17 protein-coding genes are annotated in these 19,008 nt (G+C 38.6%); all 17 read left to right on the forward strand.

Features of this window, described 5'->3' with window-relative positions:
• The first annotated feature begins 156 nt into the window (after positions 1-156).
• The 17 genes from MKY60_RS04210 to MKY60_RS04290 all read left to right on the forward strand — a co-directional run bounded on the left by MKY60_RS04210 (position 157) and on the right by MKY60_RS04290 (position 18,990).
• A complete protein-coding gene (locus MKY60_RS04210) occupies positions 157-1,566 on the forward strand; it encodes an FAD-binding oxidoreductase (protein WP_241595337.1) in 1,410 nt (469 codons plus the stop codon).
• Entirely contained in the window at positions 1,559-2,866 is a 1,308-nt protein-coding gene (locus MKY60_RS04215) for a (Fe-S)-binding protein (protein ID WP_340928765.1), read from the forward strand. Before MKY60_RS04210 ends, MKY60_RS04215 begins: the two co-directional genes overlap by 8 nt.
• Positions 2,867-2,870: 4 nt before the next feature.
• The gene (locus MKY60_RS04220; protein ID WP_090565375.1) at positions 2,871-3,884 is read left to right on the forward strand and encodes a DctP family TRAP transporter solute-binding subunit; all 1,014 of its coding nucleotides are present in this window, start codon (positions 2,871-2,873) and stop codon (positions 3,882-3,884) included.
• A 12-nt stretch (positions 3,885-3,896) separates the two neighbouring features.
• Positions 3,897-4,391, forward strand: coding sequence for a TRAP transporter small permease (locus MKY60_RS04225; RefSeq protein ID WP_093493996.1), 495 nt, complete (start codon positions 3,897-3,899; stop codon positions 4,389-4,391).
• The gene (locus tag MKY60_RS04230) at positions 4,388-5,710 is read left to right on the forward strand and encodes a TRAP transporter large permease (RefSeq protein WP_340928768.1); all 1,323 of its coding nucleotides are present in this window, start codon (positions 4,388-4,390) and stop codon (positions 5,708-5,710) included. Before MKY60_RS04225 ends, MKY60_RS04230 begins: the two co-directional genes overlap by 4 nt.
• A 15-nt stretch (positions 5,711-5,725) precedes the next feature.
• The gene (locus MKY60_RS04235; protein ID WP_093494000.1) at positions 5,726-6,472 is read left to right on the forward strand and encodes an SDR family NAD(P)-dependent oxidoreductase; all 747 of its coding nucleotides are present in this window, start codon (positions 5,726-5,728) and stop codon (positions 6,470-6,472) included.
• Complete coding sequence (locus MKY60_RS04240; RefSeq protein WP_241595343.1) at positions 6,465-6,965, forward strand: PPC domain-containing DNA-binding protein; 501 nt, start codon at positions 6,465-6,467, stop codon at positions 6,963-6,965. The genes MKY60_RS04235 and MKY60_RS04240 overlap by 8 nt, the downstream gene beginning before the upstream one ends.
• A complete protein-coding gene (locus MKY60_RS04245; protein WP_340928771.1) occupies positions 6,949-8,424 on the forward strand; it encodes a class I adenylate-forming enzyme family protein in 1,476 nt (491 codons plus the stop codon). The genes MKY60_RS04240 and MKY60_RS04245 overlap by 17 nt, the downstream gene beginning before the upstream one ends.
• A gap of 2 nt (positions 8,425-8,426) precedes the next feature.
• Complete coding sequence (locus MKY60_RS04250) at positions 8,427-9,560, forward strand: thiolase C-terminal domain-containing protein (RefSeq protein ID WP_090565364.1); 1,134 nt, start codon at positions 8,427-8,429, stop codon at positions 9,558-9,560.
• A gap of 4 nt (positions 9,561-9,564) precedes the next feature.
• The gene (locus MKY60_RS04255; protein WP_090565362.1) at positions 9,565-9,864 is read left to right on the forward strand and encodes a Zn-ribbon domain-containing OB-fold protein; all 300 of its coding nucleotides are present in this window, start codon (positions 9,565-9,567) and stop codon (positions 9,862-9,864) included.
• Positions 9,865-10,020: 156 nt separating this feature from the next.
• Positions 10,021-10,962, forward strand: a complete 942-nt coding sequence (locus MKY60_RS04260; protein ID WP_445677980.1) for a bile acid:sodium symporter family protein — start codon at positions 10,021-10,023, stop codon at positions 10,960-10,962.
• A gap of 870 nt (positions 10,963-11,832) precedes the next feature.
• Positions 11,833-12,564: an FCD domain-containing protein gene (locus MKY60_RS04265; RefSeq protein WP_340928775.1), complete on the forward strand. Its 732-nt coding sequence runs from the start codon at positions 11,833-11,835 to the stop codon at positions 12,562-12,564.
• 25 nt (positions 12,565-12,589) lie between these two features.
• Complete coding sequence (locus MKY60_RS04270; RefSeq protein WP_340928776.1) at positions 12,590-14,146, forward strand: Na+/H+ antiporter NhaC family protein; 1,557 nt, start codon at positions 12,590-12,592, stop codon at positions 14,144-14,146.
• A gap of 26 nt (positions 14,147-14,172) precedes the next feature.
• Positions 14,173-15,603, forward strand: coding sequence for an amidohydrolase family protein (locus tag MKY60_RS04275; RefSeq protein WP_269920628.1), 1,431 nt, complete (start codon positions 14,173-14,175; stop codon positions 15,601-15,603).
• 498 nt (positions 15,604-16,101) lie between these two features.
• Entirely contained in the window at positions 16,102-17,031 is a 930-nt protein-coding gene (kdgD, locus tag MKY60_RS04280; RefSeq protein ID WP_090565354.1) for a 5-dehydro-4-deoxyglucarate dehydratase, read from the forward strand.
• Positions 17,032-17,047: 16 nt separating this feature from the next.
• The gene (gene gucD / locus MKY60_RS04285; RefSeq protein WP_093494014.1) at positions 17,048-18,508 is read left to right on the forward strand and encodes an alpha-ketoglutaric semialdehyde dehydrogenase GucD; all 1,461 of its coding nucleotides are present in this window, start codon (positions 17,048-17,050) and stop codon (positions 18,506-18,508) included.
• 29 nt (positions 18,509-18,537) lie between these two features.
• Entirely contained in the window at positions 18,538-18,990 is a 453-nt protein-coding gene (locus MKY60_RS04290; RefSeq protein ID WP_340928777.1) for a RidA family protein, read from the forward strand.
• Positions 18,991-19,008 lie beyond the last annotated feature (18 nt).

Genomic DNA, 19,008 nt, shown 5'->3' on the forward strand with positions numbered 1-19,008 from the left:
TAATTATCAGAGTAGCGAAGATTTTTCTTTGTCCAAATGGACAAAAATAAACATCAGTATATTCTGAATTATTGGATGATTGGACATTTTAAAACAACTCGTAGTTTTGTAGAATTCTTGTAAGCGCTATCAAGAATATCGCAGAGGAGGGAATAAATGTTGCTGTGGATAGATGAAATTCGAGGAATAGTAGGAGATGCAAATATAAAGACATCTGCTGCACATCTTACAAGCTATAGCTATGATGCAGCTGCTGGTTTCCAGTCATTACCGGATGCTGTTGTATCGCCCGCTTCTACAGAAGAAATTCAAAAAATTATGCTTGTCTGCCAGAAGTATCTTGTTCCAATAGTGCCACGTGGTTCCGGTACAAATTTAGCAGCTGGTACTGTGCCTACTAATGGAGGAATTGTACTTCTCTTTAATCGAATGAACCAAATAATAGATTTTGATGAAGCTAATTTGTGCATCAATGTACAACCAGGCATTATAACACTGGATCTTTGTAATTATGTAGAAGAACGAGGGTTATTTTATCCTCCTGATCCGAGCAGTATGAAAATTTCCACCATCGGAGGGAATGTTAGTGAAAATTCAGGCGGTCTTCGGGGACTCAAGTATGGAGTAACGAAGGATTACGTAATGGGACTGAAAGCTGTGTTACCTAATGGAGACATTATTAAAACCGGTGGTAAATTGGCGAAGGATGTAGCTGGTTATGATTTGACTTCTTTACTTGTTGGAGCAGAGGGGACTTTAGGAGTTATTACAGAAATAACTCTAAAACTAATACCACTACCACAGACACAGAAAACAGGGATTGCCTACTTCCACTCACTAGAAGCTGCTGCTTCTACGGTTTCGGAAATTATAGCTGCAAAAATTATACCGGCTACGCTTGAGTTTATGGACCGAGGAACAATGGATGCAGTGGAGTTATTCATGGGTCTTGGCTTGCCAACCGATGCAGAAGCGATGTTATTAATGGAACAGGATGGAGCAGCAGAGACAGTTAGTTCCGATGTTGCCAAAATGATTGAAATTGCAAAGAAGAATGGGGCAACCTCTTCTGCTATTGCAAATTCCACGGAGGAAGCTCTTCGTTTAAAAGCTGGAAGACGAAGTGCACTGTCAGCACTTGCACGGAAACGACCGACTACGATTTTAGAGGATGCTACGGTTCCCCGCTCTGAACTAGCTGAGATGGTTCGTGAGATTCAAAGAATTGCAGAAAGGCACCATGTTGAGATTTACACCTTTGGTCATGCGGGAGATGGCAACTTACATCCCACCTGTTTAACAGATATACGAGATGAAGAAGAAATGCAAAGGGTAGATGCTGCCTTTGCTGAAATATTTGAAGCTGCAATTGCACTAGGAGGAACGATTACTGGAGAACACGGTGTAGGAGAGATGAAATCTCCCTACTTGGAATGGAAGATAGGGTTAGAAGGTATCACGCTCATGAAGTCCATTAAACAAGCGATTGACCCGAATAATGTATGCAATCCTGGGAAGTTGTTTGCTAAATCTACAAAACCAAGGGTGGTGGTGCAGTATGGCTAGCGCACTCGCGGAGCGGATGCAGAAAAGCTTTCAGGAGCACGTACAAGAGGATTTGCTAATGGACTGTATGCGTTGCGGTTTTTGTTTACCAGCCTGCCCTACTTATATTATGACTGGGCAAGATGAAACACACTCCCCACGCGGTCGAATCGCTTTAATGAAGGCAGTGAGAGATGGTGTTGTGAAGTGGGATGGGTCAGTGGAGGAAGCTTTTGATGTCTGTCTTGGTTGTCGTGCTTGTGAGCCGGCTTGTCCAGCAGGAGTGCAATATGGAACGTTAATAGAGGAGACAAGACATGCCATTAAAGATGCAAAACCTACCACTCTGAAAGAAAAGGCAATTAGAAAAGTAACGTTTGATGGCCTGTTTGCAGATCAGAGGCTAATGACAGGTACAGTGAAGCTGATTGCTTTATATCAGGCAACTGGTATCCAAAAAGTCGCTCGTAAAATTGGATTTATGGATCTTTTCTCCACTCAGCTTAAAGAGATGGAAGCAGTCCTACCTAAAATTTCTTTAAAAAAGCCTAAAAGAGAAACAACAGCTATTTCAACAAAAGTAGCATTTTTCACAGGCTGTCTCATGGATACAATGTTTCAACAAACTAATCAGAGAACTATCGAACTTTTAAATATGTTAGATGTGGAAGTAGAGATACCTTCTGGGCAACAATGCTGTGGTGCACTTCATGGTCATAGTGGTGAGGTGCCGAAAGCAAAGCGTAATGCTGAGAAAAATATACGAGCATTCGATCATGATGACTATGATTATATTGTTCAAAATGCTGGAGGCTGCGGAGCGTTTCTAAGTGAATACGGGAAATTACTCGGTACAGAAGATGCAGTAAAATTTTCAAAAAAGATTATTGATATTTCATCTCTATTAGTGAAATTAGGAATGGTGGAAATGCTTCCACAAAGTAAAAATGAATTATCGGCAATTGTTACATATCAAGACTCTTGTCATTTGCGCAATGTGAATGGAGTTTGGAGGGAACCACGAGCCTTACTACAAGCAGCACCTGGTTATCAGTTTCAGGAAATGCCAAATGCAGAAGGCTGTTGTGGTTCCGCGGGAATTTATAATATATTGCAACCTGAAATGTCGAATAAAATTCTAACCCAAAAGATGAAAGGGGTGATAGAAGTCGCACCTATGAAAATAGTGACTTCCAATCCAGGCTGCTTACTTCAAATGAAGGTTGGTATTGAAAAAGAAGGTTTATCTGATCAAATGGAGGCTGTACATATCGTTGATTTTTTATACGAATCAATGATCAATTATAAAAAAGGGGTGTAAGGAAATGAAAAAATTAAAACGTTCCATCTTTACGACAATCGGGTTATCAGCAGTTCTACTTTTAGGAGCATGTGGCGGAGAGGAATCTTCTGCGGAGGATAAGGAGTATAACTTAAAGATGTCGGTAACAGTTTCCGAGTCATCTACTTGGTATGAAGCAGCAGAAAAGCTAAAAAAGGATCTAGCAGAAGAAAGTGACGGTCGTATTAATTTAGAACTATTTGCAAATGAACAGTTATCTGGAGGAGATTCCGGTAAAGCAGTAGAGGGACTCTCAAAAGGAACTATTGATTTAACTTTCAACTCAACCATCATTTACTCCATTTTGGATGAACGTTTCGGTGTCGCTTCAGCACCATTTCTTTTTAACAATTTAGACGAAGCAGATGCGGTATTTAACGGAGATGGTGGAGATCAACTGAAAAAAGTATTAGCTGAAAAAGGAGTACAGGCTTTAGGATATGGAGAAAACGGTTTCCGTCAACTAACTAATAGTGTACGTGAAGTAAAAGGTCCGGAGGATATTAAAGGACTTAAGCTTCGTATACCAGGAATTACGATGTATACAGATTTATACCGTGAACTTGGTACTGACCCAGTAACGATGACTTTCTCAGAGGTATTTACTGCATTACAACAAGGAACGATTGATGGTCAGGAAAATCCTATAGACGTTATTTATTCATCTAAGCTAAATGAAGTACAAGATTACATGACACTGTGGAACTATTCGTATGATCCACTAGTGCTTGGGATGAACAAGAAACTATACGATTCGTTAAGTGATTCGGACAAAGAGCTTTTTGATCGACTAGGGAAAGAAGCGGCAGCATATCAAGTTGAGCAGGCACGTGAAAAAGAAGCAACCCAAATTGAAGAATTAAAAGCTAGTGGTATGCAGTTCTATGAGCCGACTGACGAAGAGCTTGCTGCATTTAAAGAAGAGGTACAACCACTATACGATAAATACAAAGATATATGGGGTGCTGAATTACTGGAAGCTTTCCAAAAGAGATAAGGAGGTTGTCGGATGAAAATCCTTAATAAAGTAGAAGAAATTATTCTAGTCTTAGCATTACTAGCAATGACAATTATTGCTTTTGCTAATATTATTTCTAGAAATTTTGCTCAGATATCTCTGTCTTTTACAGAGGAATTGACTATTAACCTCTTTGTCCTTCTTACTTTTGTAGGTACTGCCATGGGTGTGCGTAATTACTCACACCTTGGCTTTACACTTTTATATGATCTAGGTGGAAAAGTTTTGAAACGCAGTATGATTGCCATTTCAACAATTTGTGGATTAGTTCTATTTGGAGTCCTGTTCTGGTATGGAATTCAGACGATTTTATTTCAAATGGATATGGGGCAGAAAACACCTGCACTTGGATGGCCAACATGGGTGATGACTTTGTCACTTCCAATTGGGGCAATTTTATGTATCGTGCGCACAATACAAGTTGGATGGCAGGAATGGCAGCTAAAGGACCAGGCATCTACATCTAAGGAAGGAGAGCAACTATGATTGCCTTACTGTTATTTGGAGCATTCTTTGTACTGATTTTCCTTCGTGTACCTATTGCGATTTCACTTGGGATCTCATCATTAATCGTATTAGTGTCGTCAAATGGGTTGTACGGTTTAGAAGCGGTCACGGATATTATGTACACAAGTGTAGCGAAATTTACCTTACTGGCCATTCCATTCTTTATATTAGCTGGAGTTATTATGGATCATGTAGGGATTTCCAAACGTTTAATAGAATTTGCACAGGCTATGGTTGGTCATAGAAAAGGTGGCATTGTTCTTGTAACTGTGTTAGTGGCTGTTTTCTTTGCAGCTATATCGGGATCTGGTCCGGCAACTGTAGCAGCAATTGGTGGTATTCTCATACCAGCAATGGTTAAAAGTGGTTATACCAAAGAAACAGCTGGAGCATTGGTTGCGAGCTCAGGGGCAATTGGTATCATTATCCCGCCTAGTATTGCATTCATCGTTTTTGCTGTAGTGGCTGGTGATCAGATTCCTATTACGATTAACCGTCTCTTTTTAGCAGGAGTAATTCCTGGATTACTAATGGGTTTTGCATTCATTGTTGCTGCATTCTACGTGCGTCGTAAGGAAGAGAAAAAAGGTATTTTTCATGCTGATGAGGCTGTAGTTCAAAAAGCTTCTGGTAAAGAAAGATGGCAAGCATTTGTTAGGGCATTGCCGGGCTTATTTATTCCTTTCATCATTTTGGGAGGAATATATGGTGGATTTTTCACTCCTACGGAAGCAGCTGTAGTTGCGGTAGTCTACGGCTTAATCGTTGGCTTATTTGTATTAAGAGAAAATCTTTTCAAGAGCATGTATCGTATTTTTGTAGACGCTTCGCTTCAAACTGCAGTCGTTATGATTATCGTTAGTGCCGCATCGGTATTTGCTTACATAATCACAACAGAACAAATTGCTCGTGATATGAGTGATACGATTTTATCGATTTCGAGTAATCCAGTTGTCATTCTTTTATTGATAAATGTATTGCTTCTAATCGCAGGAGCTTTTATCGATGCAATTTCAGCTTATTATATATTCGTTCCTATACTACTGCCAATCATGCTTTTCATAGATATGGATCCAACCGTGTTTGGTGTATTCATGACAGTCAATCTGGCAATCGGTCTTTTTACACCACCAGTAGGACTCAACCTATATGTAGCAGCAGGTATATCTAAGACGAATATTATTGGTATATCAAGAGGGGTACTACCATTTATAGTGGCGGCTATTATCGTTTTAATGTTAATCACATTTGTTCCAGCCATATCAACGTTTTTACCTGATCTAATGAATGTAAAATAAAGGGGGAAATAAGGGATGAAATTTTCAAAAGAAGTAGCTATTATCACTGGTGCAGCTAGTGGAATCGGTCAGGCTGTTGCTATACAGCTTGCAAATGAAGGAGCGAATGTAGTTCTTGTTGATTTGAATTCATGTGAAAAAACAATTGCTCAGTTAGGGGATTCTGTTTACTTAGAGTGTTTAGGAGATATTCGAGATAAAGATTTTGTCCAAGCAACCGTTGCAAGGACGATTGAAAAATTTGGTGAAATACATATTTTGGTTAATAATGCAGGTACATGTAGTCGACTCGATTTAGAAGATATGACTGTCGACATGTGGGATCGTGATTTAGATACCAATTTAAAAGCAACTTTCTTGTTTAGTCAAGCATGTGTTTATCCACATATGCGCGACGCCAATTATGGACGTATTGTCAATATTAGCTCCATCTCTGGAATAAATGGCGGAGTCGTTTCTGGTGGAGAAAAGAATGGTCGTTCTGGTCCAGCATATTCTGCTTCTAAAGGAGGGGTTATTGCTCTTACGAAATGGATTGCAAAAGAAGTAGGCAAGTACGGTATTACATGTAATTCGGTAGCACCAGGTGCTGTAGCTACAGGGATTACTGCAGGAATTGCTTACGATACATCTGATCAGGTTATTGATCGAATGGGAACACCAGACGATATTGCAGAGGCAGTATTATATTTTTCCTCCAGAGCGGCTAGCTATTCAACTTCTCAGGTATTGAAAGTGGATGGAGGTTACAGTATTGGTTAAGGTTCCCCTTCAATCCGTCTATGACACTACAACTCAGAGAATCGTAGGGCGTCTGACAAAAGATATAGATCTTTTCAAAGGTATTAAAGAGATTTGTCAGGAGCATGGAGTAAAGGCTGCTCACTTTCAATGTATTGGGTCATTGCAATATGCTACTTATGTTCAGGTTGAGCGTGATGGAACGCAAGGTCGGATTAAATATTCCGCCAAAAAGTGTACGCATTCCCCTGTAGAATTATTATCTGCAACAGGTTTTGTCGGATATGATGAACAGGGCAAAACGGATATTCACATGCATGGTGTATTTGTAGACTGTGATTCTGTTATTAGTGGAGGACATTTCTTAGAAGATGAAAATCCAGTAGCTGTAACGATTGAGTATATTATTTTCCCGTTAGAGGACGTAGTAATGCAACGAAAAGAAGATGAGATTTGGGGAATGCCAGTATTTCAATTTTCGAAAGGTGGGCTTTTAAATGGAGACAATAAGTAAGTTGGCTTTAAAGGCTGCAGATGCCAATCCAGATAAGGTTGCAGTGAAGGACAAAGATCGTTCATTCACCTATAAGGAATTTAAAGAAAGAACCCTAGCTTTATCTGCATACTTTCATGCGCAAGGTATCCAAAAAGGAGATCGTGTAGCGGTATTAATGAAAAATCGAGCAGAGCATATTGAATTGGATGTAGCACTTGCACATGCCGGAATTATAAAGGTACCTCTTAACTACCGTCTTCATTTCAAAGAATTGGACTATATGATAAATGATGCAACTGTTTCCCTACTTATCGGAGAAGAGGAGCTATTGTCTACACTTAGTGGAAATCTTCCACAGCTAACTGTAGGGGAAAAGTATGAAAAGGTTATTAAAGAACATTATGGACAAGTATTTTTGGAGCAGGTAGATGAAGATGATATATTTGCCATTATGTATACATCAGGTACGACTGGTAGTCCTAAGGGTGTAATGTTGAGTCATCGAAATATGATCGCTGGTTCCCTATCATTATCACAAGTCTGTAATGTAGATTATTCGGATATCATTGGACATGTTGCGCCATTGACACATGGCAGTAATTTTCTAAGTCATGTTGCCTGGCTATATGGTTTAACACAAGTTGTCTACGATAAATTTGAATCAGATCAATTTTTGAATCATTTAAAAGAAGATCAAGTCAGTATTATCTTCATGGTGCCGACGATGGTGAATCTGATGATACAGGATCCAGCATTTGATGCAACAAAACTAGAAACCCTTAAATCCATTAATATGGCCGGTTCTCCTATTGCTTCGACTAAGCTAAAGGAAGCATTGGATAAAGCAGGAACCATTTTTGTGGAAACCTATGGACAGGTGGAGGCTCCAATGTGCATCACAATGATGCCTCGCCATGAGCTCCCGAATAGACTCGAGTCATGCGGGAAAATCGGTCCCTTTGTTGATATGAAAATTGTCAACGATGAAAACGAGGAAGTTGCACACGGAGAAGTCGGTGAAATTATTTGCAAAGGTTCATTAGTCATGAAGGGTTATTGGAACAATAAAAAAGCAACAGACGAGACACTAGTAGATGGGTGGCTGTATACAGGAGATTTGGGTTGGAGAGATGCATTAGGATTTTTACATATAGTCGATCGTAAGAAAGACGTTATTATATCGGGGGGAGTTAATATTTACCCCCGTGAAGTAGAAGAAGTTTTAAATCTGCATCCAGGAGTGAAAGAAACATGCGTAATTGGTGTGGAAGATGAAAAGTGGGGAGAGAATATCGCTGCCTATGTCGTCTTAAATGGTACTGTTGGAGTCGAGGAAACTGAATTGCTAGCCTTGTGTATGGATCATTTAGCAAGTTTCAAAAAGCCAAAAGAAATACACATTGTAGATGCGCTACCTAAGAGTTCATATGGAAAGATATTGAAACGTGAATTGAAGTCACAACATGTAGGAGTGTAAGGATGACAAAAACATATATACACGGTGTGGGGATGACGAAATTCGGAAATCATTCGGACAGAACCTTAAAAAGTTTGTTATTAGATGCAAGTCGTCAGGCACTAGAAGCAGCAGGTAGACCTAAAATTGACGCAGTGTTTGTAGGGAATTTTCTTGCGGGTAGCATGAGTAATCAGGAAATATTAGGTGCAATCGTCGCAAATGACCTAGGCCTTGGTTATATTCCTACTGCAAAAGTAGAGGGTGCCTGTGCATCAGGTGGTATCGCACTACGTCAAGGAATACTAGGGGTAATGAGTGGAGAATACGATACAGTTTTAGTAGCGGGCGTAGAAAAAATGAAGCATGCAAATACTCCAGATGTAACGCAGGCTATTAATGCTGCTATGGATACCGATTCAAATGAAAAGCATGCAGGACTTACATTCCCAGGGTTTTTCGGCGTACTTGCTCATAGATATTTCCATGAAACTGGAGCAACCAAGGAACATTTAGCAATGGTCGCTTTGAAAAATCGAGAAAATGCACTTAATAATCCACTTGCTCAATTCCAGAAAGCAACATCCATCGAAGAAATTATGAATGCTCGTCTAATTACCGAGCCTTTAGGATTATTCGACTGTTCTCCTATGACTGATGGGGCAGCAGCGATAGTCATTTCTAGGAAACCAAGTAGTATCCATGTACGAGCTTCTGCACTTGTATCAGGTCCTACCCAAATGCAGGATGCAGCAGAATTGCTATCTATTCCTGCAATTGGGGAATCGGGAAGACGTGCATACGAAAAGGCAGGGTTAGGTCCTGAGGATATCGATGTTATTGAAATTCATGATTGTTTCTCCATGACAGAAATCATTGCTATAGAGGAACTAGGATTTTTCAAAAGACTCGAAGGTTGGAAAGCAGTAGAAGCTGGACATACGAAACCTGGAGGCAAGAAACCAGTTAATACAAGTGGTGGGTTGTTATCTAGAGGTCATCCAATTGGAGCGACGGGGCTTTCTCAGATTTATCAGCTCGTTCATCAGCTTAATGGCACTGCTCCAAACCAAGTAAAGGGTGCAAGAATTGCACTCGCACAAAATTTAGGTGGGACAGGCTCGTACTCAGCTGTTCATATCTTGGAAAGGTTGTGATTACATGAAAGTTTATACTTGCTGCGGGCATGACACAGTTGTAAAACGTATATACTGTCCGAGTTGTGGTACCTCAGATATACAAGAGCAAGAGATTTCTGACCATGGAACAATATATAGTTTCACAAAAATCCATGTTCCACCCGTTGAGTTTGCAGAAATTGCTCCATATAATGTGGTATTGGTACAGCTGATGAATACAACTGCTAAGGTTACTGGCCGCTTAATGGGCGATGTATCGATTGGAGATACTGTTGAATTGGATCGAGTCGAAAATGGGGCTTATCTTTATAAAAAAGTATAAATGAACCTGTGCTTTTATAGCACAGGTTTTTTAGGAATAAGAAAAATACAAAGGCACTTGCACATTTATGAATTTTTTTGGAATGTAATGATAATAGAATTAGCGATACTCAGTTTGTAGGAGAAACCGTTAGTTTAGTATAGGGTGGTGTACTCTTTGAAATTTATTGCTTCGATTATTTCGCGTTTTTTGCCTTTTTGGATTGTGACACTGGCTTGTATTGCATATTTTTTCCCCGATGCTTTTCGAGGGTTTCGAGGTTGGACAGGATTTGGTCTTGGCGCAATTTTCCTGTTAATGGGTATGCAACTTGCTACTACACAACTTATCGCCGCGATTAAACACCCTAAAAATGCCCTTATTGGAATAATCCTAAAGTGGACTGTAATGGTTGGGGTATCTATTGGAGTGGCTTTCTTATTTTTGGGGGACTATCCAGAAGTAGCTATTGGGGTTATTCTATCTGGAACAGTTCCTAGTGGTACATCAGCTAATTTATTCTCTTTTATAGCAGGAGGAGATGTAGCATTAAGTATTACGATGGCCACTCTAGATACCATAATATCTCCAGTACTAACACCTTCTTTAACTCAACTATTTGCAGGTCAGCTTATTCCCATTGAGTTTTGGGCAATTTTTTTAAATATTATTTATATCGTTTTTATTCCCTTATTTTTAGGAGTTTTTTTACAATGGAAATTCAGCCATAGCGTCAATAGGGTGAAACCTTATACATCTATTCTCTCTCAGCTAGCCTTGTTTTTAATTATTGTTTCGGTTATATCAAGTGCACAGTCTTCCCTTGAGGAAAATTTACATCTACTGCCACTCATTGCCTTTGCAGTTTTACTTCAGGTATCCATTCCGATGTTTGGTGGCTATTACTTAGCGAAAGTGCTTAAGGTAGGGGAAGCAGCGGCACGTTCAATTTTATTTCAAACTGGAATTTGCAATACTGCACTGGCAGCTACTTTGGCTTTAGAGCATGTGAGTTCGCTTGCAGCCGTTCCAGCAGTAGTGAATATGGTCATCAACTTGACGCTTGGAGCTATCATGTCGAATTATTTTGCTCGGAAACACAAAGTCGTTCCTGTGTAAAATCTAAGACAATTCAGGACTTAACGAGAAAAGGTTCTGCCCTATTTATAAGAGGGAAAAGTAAGCACACCGAACAGGAGGCATTACGAATTAATAAAGCAAGTTATAATACTGTAGGAGATGGATGAAAAAACTTTCTTAACTTCCATAAAAAAGTTTGAAAAAAAATTTAATAATGGATGTTTAATTACTTTTTAGCGGGGTATATAAATAGTACAAGGCGGAACTACCGTAGGAAGGGACTGGTAAACTATGAGTTTACAAGAGACTTCAATGGATGATTTGCACAGCCTTGGCGGAAAATTTGCTTTACTGACGAAAGGTACTCTCGTCGGGAACCGATATATTTAGGTTTCTATCCAACGTGTTTTACCTGAAAGTGAAAAAAAGTTTTTTGTGGAAGTGCACTTTAATGTCTGATGGATTCCTATTAGACGACATAACTGCACTGACGAGATGAATGTTAAAATTGTCAGTTACGGTTTAACTAAGCAACATACAAATTTTCCGAGTGTATTCCCTATTAGGGAAGGAAGAAAGCGTAGTCCTATTAGGATTACGCTTTTTTCTTTCGTGTTTTCTTCTTGATACTTGTTTGGAAATTAGGTTTAATTCAGTAAAACTGATTTCAAGCTTCTTAACGTAGTCAAAAATGCCTGATGAGATTTTGGTGGAACACATAATGGAGTGGAGAAGCTCAAAATTTCCGTTAAAGAACCGCAAACAATGTGATATATCATTTGACAATAGTCGCATCAATCTATGAAAACACATCATTAAAACTATTAATTCAGAAAATAATGATTGTTTTTACTAAAAAGATAAATTATAATTCAAATAGCTACTCATCAGTGAGGAGGAGGTGTGAATATGAAGATGAGTAAAGAGCTGTTTTCTAATGAAGCAGATTTTCATTACTTAATCGCTTTACAATGTCTTTCTGATTCAGAAAAGCCACTTGGATCATGGATTATGAAAGAAAAGATGGAGAACCTTGGTGATTCGATTAGTTTGGCATCTGTAGGTAGATTGTTAAAGGAATTAGACGGTCTTGGATGGACAGAGTTAGTTTCTTCGCAAGGGAGAATTCTTACTGTAAAAGGACAACGCCAATTAGAAGGAATGCAAAGTGATGTAGAAAGACTTAAGATTGAAGCCGAAATGAAAAAAGCAACTGATCCTGAGAATGCACAAGACATCATTGATTTACTAAATGTACGAGTGATTATTGAGTCAGAGGTTATAAAATCAGTTATTGAGTATGCATCTGATGATGAAATTGGACTTTTAGAGGAATCGGTTAAGCAACATAAACATTGTATAAGTATAGGGGAAAATTCTGAACTACTTCCGATTAATTTTCATCAAGTGTTATGTACACTTTCTTGTAATCGCTTTCTTAACTCTGTGTTAAAACTATTAATACATGAAGAGTTAAGACTCGAGGAGAAGTTTCCAGAGATTGCTACTAAGTTAAGGGATGCACATCATCTTGTCGAACATGAACTGATATTAGAGGCGGTAAAAGCAAGAGATGTGGAGAAAGCAGTTTTACTTACAAAAGATCATATCCAAAAGCTGATTCAAAGCGTTATCATTTAGATATTTTCATAAAGGGGATGAGAAAATGGAGTATGGGATTTTATCGTTATTACCACCAATTCTTGCAATTGTAATAGCTATAGTGACAAGACAGACAATTTTATCCTTATTCATTGGTGTTTGGTTAGGTTCTACAATAATTAGCGGTTGGAATCCATTCGTTGGATTTACAAATTCGATTACCGATGTTGTCATACCTTCGATTGCGGATCCTTGGAATGCGGGAATGTTATTGCTAGTTACGTTAGCAGGAGGGTTTGTAAATATTCTACGTGTTACAGGTGGTGCGCGTGCTTTTGCCGAAGTGGCTACAAAAAAAGTGAATACGCGCAAGAAAGCGCAGAACTTTATATGGGGTAGTTCTTTCCTATTTTCTTATACAGAGCCAGTTTTAATCTTAGGAACGGTTACTCGTCCTATAGCAGATAAGTTAAAAGTATCCCGTGTTAAATTGGCATATATTTTGGATTCAATGGGAAGTCCACTAGCTGCTATGTCCCCAATAAGTAGTTATGGACCTTTTATTACTGGACTTATTGCCACGCAGATTGCTGTGCTTGGTTTAAGTGATAATCCATGGTCACTGTTCATCCAAATGATACCTTATAATTTATATGGTCTATTTGCAATGATTGGTGTGTTATTTGTGGTTAATTTAAATTTAGATATTGGACCGATGTATAAAGCTGAAATACGTGCGGTAGAGACTGGGGAACTATACGGAAAAGACGATAAGTTGATGATAGATGAGTCTGTTGAAGAAGAGATGATGGTATCCAATACAAAAGCAGACATTTTTAGCTTTTTGATCCCAATGGGGTTATTAATGGGGACTATTTTTGCCGTTATTTTTTGGACGGGGAATATTGCTGAAAATGGATTTCGTGGTGCTTTTTTAAATTCTAATATTGTATTGTCCATCATTTGTGGATTTATAGCAGGTGCAGTTGGTGGAATTATCTATGCAAAATTGAGATACAGAACATCATTAATTTATCTTTTTGATGAATTAACGAACGGTATATTAAAGTTGATGATTGTTCCTCTTATTTTGGTTATGGCATGGTCGATTGGTTCTATCGCTTCTACGATGGGATTAGGTACGTATATTACAGAATTAGTTGGAAACTACTTGCCAGCATTCCTAGTTCCATTAGTTATTTTTATCATCGGAGCATTGATAGCGTTTGCAACGGGAAGTTCTTGGGGTGTCTTTGCAATTATGATTCCAATTGCTGTTCCAATGGCTGCTTCGATGGATATCAATTTAGCACTAGCGATTGGTGCTGTAATTAGTGGTGGCTTATTTGGAGACCATTGTTCCCCGATTTCCGATACCACCATCATGTCGTCAACTGGTGCGGCTGCTGATCATATTGAACATGTTCGAACCCAATTGCCATATGCTTTAGTTATTGCGACTGCTTCAGGAATCGGTTTTCTTTCCGCAGGACTTACACAGAATGTATTTGTTGGATTGATAGTAACGGCTATTGTTCTATTAGTAGCGTTGTATTTATTGAATCGTAGGGTAAAAAGAAGAGATTCAAATGTATTAATTAATAAGGAAGTAATCTCTTAATATAGCTGGAAAGGAAATGATAATGTATGTTGAAAGTAGATTTGATTATTCATAATGGGCATGTTCTTACAATGGAAGGAAAAGGTGTTGGTTTTATCGAAAATGGAGCAATAGCGATAAAAGGAAATATAATAGAGGCAGTCGGGGAATCAACAGAAATTCTAACTAATTATAAGGCAGAACGGATGATTGATGCTACTAACAAGTTAATCATGCCAGGATTGATAGATGCACATATTCATACGGGCATCAGTATTTTCCGCGGAGTGGCACAAGATATGTCAAACTGGATGCAAAAAGGTCTGTGGCCCTTTCAAAAACACTTACGTCCAGAAGAAAGCGTTGTTGGTTCCATGGTTAATATTATCGAGGGGGTGAAAGCAGGTACTACCACTTTCTGCGATTACGACGGTCGAATGGACTTACTTGTACAAAACTATAAAAAGATCGGAGCGCGTGCAAGGCTTGCCGAATTGATAAACGAGATACCAGATGATATTGGAGATTTGCCAGTAGGAGAGTTATATCCATTTGACCCTTCAATTGGTCAAGAAAAGCTGCAACGAAATCTAGATTTATATGAAGAACATCATAATACTGAAAATGGACGTATAACAGTGATCCTTGGTCCACATGGTCCGGATATGATGAGTTTGGAGCTATTGAAAGAAATTCAAGCGCATGCAGAAAGATTAGATACAAAACTGCATATGCATGTTGCACAGGGCGATCGTGAAGTACTTCAAATCGAAAAACGGTATGGTAAACGAACTATTGAATTTCTAGAGGAACATGGCCTATTAAACGAACGTCTTATAGCTGTGCATTTAACGGAGGCAACGGACGAAGAAACAGAAGTGGTTGCAAAAAGTGGAGCAAAGTTAATATACTGTGCTGGTAGTATCGGTATTATCGATGGTATGGTTCCACCCGTTCAGAAGTTTTTAGACGCAGGGGGAACGGCTTGTCTAGGATCTGACCAAGCTCCGGGTAACAATTGTAACAATATGATCAATGAGATGAAAATGGCAGCCATTTTGAACAAAGTAAAATATAAAGATCCAAGAGTATTTAACGCCACACAGGCACTTCGAATGGCAACAATCGAAGCAGCTAAAGTGATGGGAATTGATGACCAAGTTGGTACGTTACAAGCAGGCAAAAAAGCAGATGTTATCTTGCTAGACTTATCCTCACCTACATTTTTCCCTGTGTTAACAACACCAATTCGCAATATTGTTCCAAACCTTGTGTATTCGGCACGTGGGGATGAGGTTGAAACGGTTATCATTGATGGAAACATCGTGATGGAAAACCGAGTAATCCTAACAGTAGATGAAAAAGAGGAAATACGAAAAGCACAAGCAGCAGCAGAGCAGATTTCTATTCGTGCTAAAGACGATATATTAAGTGCTGATAGTGACATTTTACAAATGGTACGTGATGGATTGTTGTAGAAGGAGCATAATTTAAGCGTCCCTGTGTAAGAAACAATTCTACACTATTCTGACAATACGCTACAATTTGCTTTTCTTTAGATTTATTCATTATAAGACCAAGCTCGTTCATCAAGAAATTGATGAACGAGCTTTTTGTGATTTTAAAAGTTATTGTCGAGACTATCGAAAAAATATTGGGGTAAGAAACCCAGGCCAAGTAGTAGTTACTACTATAACTGTTCACAGTTTCTAGAAACTGGATTTCTTATTAACTCCAATAATAGTTAGATAATTTAGTTTAAATGAATTTTTTCAACAAAATAAGTTTTCGTTTAATAGTAAAGCCAGAGCCACTTCTCTGTAATAGAGAAGTGGTATTTTTGGTAACAAAGTAGAATGAGTTCATTGGAATTATTTCACTATTCAAAAAAGGGTTTGACATAACAATATAATTGTCTTACAATAAAATTTATAGAAAATTATAATTCTTAAGTTTATTAGAAGGGTGGAATTTGTATGAAGACGAGAAGGAGACAGGCACCGAAAGGAATCCTAGGATTTCCGGTTGCACCAATGAATGTAGAAGGGAAGCTAGATTTAGAGGCATTAGGGAAAAATATTGAGTTTTTAATAGAGGGTGGTTTAAGTTCTATATTCGTTGCATGTGGAGCAGGTGAATTACATGCAATCAGTAATGAAGAATATAGAAGTATGGTGGAAGTTGCTGTGAATAGGACGGAAGGGAAAGTGCCACTCTATACAGGAGTTGGGGGAAACATCTCGAATGCCTTAGAACAAGCAAAAATTTCCGAAGAGCTAGGTGTGGAAGGTTACTTAATATTACCACCATACTTGATTGATCCCTCACAGGATGGAATATACGATTATTTAAGAACGATTATCCAAAGCACTGAGTTGAATGCAATCGTCTATCAAAGAGATAATTGTATTCTAGATTCCAAGACACTTAAGAAACTATGTGAACTTCCCCAACTTGTAGGGTTTAAAGATGGAGTAGGAAATATGGAGATTAATACTGAATTTACACATTTAATAGGTGATCGTTTAGAGTGGGTTAATGGAATGCCATTAGCAGAAGTAACAATGGCTGCTTATGTGAACTTAGGTTTCACATCGTATTCGTCGGCAATTTCAAACTACATACCACATATTTCAGCTATGTATTACGAAGCACTTTTAACTGGAAATAAAGAAGTTGCACATGAGTTACATGAAGACGTTATTCTGCCTATTCACCGGATTCGTAAACAGAAAAAGGGCTATGCAGTTTCTCTTATTAAGGCGGGTATGCAAATTGTTGGTCTACCAGTGACAACGAAAGTTAGGGCGCCAATTGCAACAGTTGAAAAAGAACATTATGAAGAATTGAAGAAAATTATTGACCATGCATTGGAAAAATATCCTGCTCCAACAAGAGTTATATAATAGGAGGTTCCTTAAAATGACAACGATAGCTAAAGAAAATACGTACTTGAATTATATAAATGGCGAATGGATTGCTTCGGAAACAGGAGAAACAGCCGAGAGTAAAAATCCGGCAAATAAGGATGAAGTAGTTGGTCTTTACCAACTATCTTCAGCCAATGACTTTGATCAGGCAGCTACTTCCGCAAGGAAAGCGCAAAAAGCATGGCGCAAGCTTACTGGAAATGTAAGAGGAGATTATTTACTAAAAGCTGCCACTATTTTAGAAGAACGAATAGAAGAAGTAGCAACCGCTATGACAAAAGAAATGGGCAAGACATTTGCAGAGGCAAAAGGAGAAACTGCTCGTGGGGTAGCTATCTTACGTTATTACGCAGGAGAAGGAATGCGACCAATTGGCGATGTAATCCCTCCTACTGATAGCGAAGCACTTATGTTCACAACTAGAGTACCTCTTGGTGTTGTTGGCGTTATTACACCTTGGAACTTTCCAGTAGCCATACCGCTGTGGAAGATGGCACCAGCACTTATTTACGGTAATACGGTTGTTATTAAACCAGCAAGTGAAACTGCGGTTACTTGTGCAAAAGTGATAGCGTGTTTGCATGATGCAGGAATTCCAGCAGGAGTTTTAAACATGGTGACAGGTTCTGGATCTTTAATTGGAACAGAAATGGCTAATCATACTGAAATAGATGCGATTACATTTACAGGATCCAACGCAGTAGGCAAACAGCTAGCACAAACAGCAATTTCAAGAGGTATTAAATACCAACTTGAAATGGGAGGGAAAAATCCTGTAATTGTTGCGAATGATGCAGACCTAGATTTAGCAGTCGAAGCAACGATTAGTGGTGGATTAAGATCTTCAGGCCAAAAATGTACAGCTACTAGCAGAGTTATTGTCCAATCAGAAGTTTATGCACAATTTAAAGATAAGCTACTACAAAAAGTGGCAGACATTACAATTGGAGATGGCATGGAAGAAGGTACATGGATGGGCCCTTCCTCAAGCGAAAATCAGTTAAACACAGTACTCTCAGCTATTGCAAAAGGAAAATCAGAAGGGGCTACACTTCTCTTTGGAGGAGATAAAGTAGAAAAGGAAGGCTTGAATGGGTATTACGTTGAGCCGACGGTATTTGAAGACGTATCATCTACTATGACACTTGCTCGAGAAGAGATTTTTGGACCTGTTCTTGCACTTATGAAAGTAGATACGATTGAAGAGGCACTAGAATTGGCAAATGACTCAGAATATGGATTAAGCGCCTCTATTTTTACAACAAAAATAAGTAATATGCTTTCATTTATAAATGAAATGGATGCAGGGTTAGTGCGTATTAACGCTGAGAGTGCCGGAGTAGAATTACAAGCGCCATTTGGTGGGATGAAACAGTCTAGTTCTCACTCTCGTGAACAAGGACAAGCGGCAAAAGAGTTTTACACGGCTATTAAAACAGTATTCATTAAATAAAGTGAAATCGTTAAGATGGAGGTGTAAGGGTGAATTACGAAGAGAAATTAGAAAGCAAAGGATATAAATTTCCAACACAAGCAAATAAGCGAATATTTGAAGCAGGAGTCAGAACTGGAAATTTAATTTTTGTTAGTGGTAATGCAGCGAAAGTAGAAGGTGTATTAAAATATAAAGGGATTGTAGGCGATACAGTTACGATGGAGCAAGCACAAGATGCTGGTAAAATTGCCTTTGTAAATTGTTTAGCAACAGTTAAAAATATGATAGGTAATTTGGATTCTATGAAAAGGATTGTTAATATTAAAGGTTATGTGGCAAGTACTCCTGAATTCAATGACCAACCAAAAGTGATGGATGAAGTATCTGCATTGGCAATTGAGATATTTGGTGAAGTAGGAAAACATAGTAGGGTTTCGCTTGGAACATCTTCACTACCAGAAGGAACACCTGTAGAAGTTGAAATTGTTGTTGAAGTGTGATGAATGAGCTAGACGCAA

Origin of the sequence: Psychrobacillus sp. FSL K6-1415 (assembly GCF_038003185.1) — a bacterium.
Taxonomy (GTDB): Bacteria; Bacillota; Bacilli; order Bacillales_A; family Planococcaceae; genus Psychrobacillus; species Psychrobacillus psychrodurans.

Coding starts and splice junctions, on each gene's coding strand:
- MKY60_RS04220 (WP_090565375.1), top strand. CDS start 2,871: ATGAAAAAATTAAAACGTTCCATCTTTACGACAATCGGGTTATCAGCA.
- kdgD (WP_090565354.1), top strand. CDS start 16,102: ATGAAGACGAGAAGGAGACAGGCACCGAAAGGAATCCTAGGATTTCCG.
- MKY60_RS04250 (WP_090565364.1), top strand. CDS start 8,427: ATGACAAAAACATATATACACGGTGTGGGGATGACGAAATTCGGAAAT.
- MKY60_RS04225 (WP_093493996.1), top strand. CDS start 3,897: ATGAAAATCCTTAATAAAGTAGAAGAAATTATTCTAGTCTTAGCATTA.
- MKY60_RS04270 (WP_340928776.1), top strand. CDS start 12,590: ATGGAGTATGGGATTTTATCGTTATTACCACCAATTCTTGCAATTGTA.
- MKY60_RS04235 (WP_093494000.1), top strand. CDS start 5,726: ATGAAATTTTCAAAAGAAGTAGCTATTATCACTGGTGCAGCTAGTGGA.
- MKY60_RS04255 (WP_090565362.1), top strand. CDS start 9,565: ATGAAAGTTTATACTTGCTGCGGGCATGACACAGTTGTAAAACGTATA.
- MKY60_RS04230 (WP_340928768.1), top strand. CDS start 4,388: ATGATTGCCTTACTGTTATTTGGAGCATTCTTTGTACTGATTTTCCTT.
- MKY60_RS04245 (WP_340928771.1), top strand. CDS start 6,949: ATGGAGACAATAAGTAAGTTGGCTTTAAAGGCTGCAGATGCCAATCCA.
- MKY60_RS04265 (WP_340928775.1), top strand. CDS start 11,833: ATGAAGATGAGTAAAGAGCTGTTTTCTAATGAAGCAGATTTTCATTAC.
- MKY60_RS04275 (WP_269920628.1), top strand. CDS start 14,173: ATGTTGAAAGTAGATTTGATTATTCATAATGGGCATGTTCTTACAATG.
- gucD (WP_093494014.1), top strand. CDS start 17,048: ATGACAACGATAGCTAAAGAAAATACGTACTTGAATTATATAAATGGC.
- MKY60_RS04210 (WP_241595337.1), top strand. CDS start 157: ATGTTGCTGTGGATAGATGAAATTCGAGGAATAGTAGGAGATGCAAAT.
- MKY60_RS04215 (WP_340928765.1), top strand. CDS start 1,559: ATGGCTAGCGCACTCGCGGAGCGGATGCAGAAAAGCTTTCAGGAGCAC.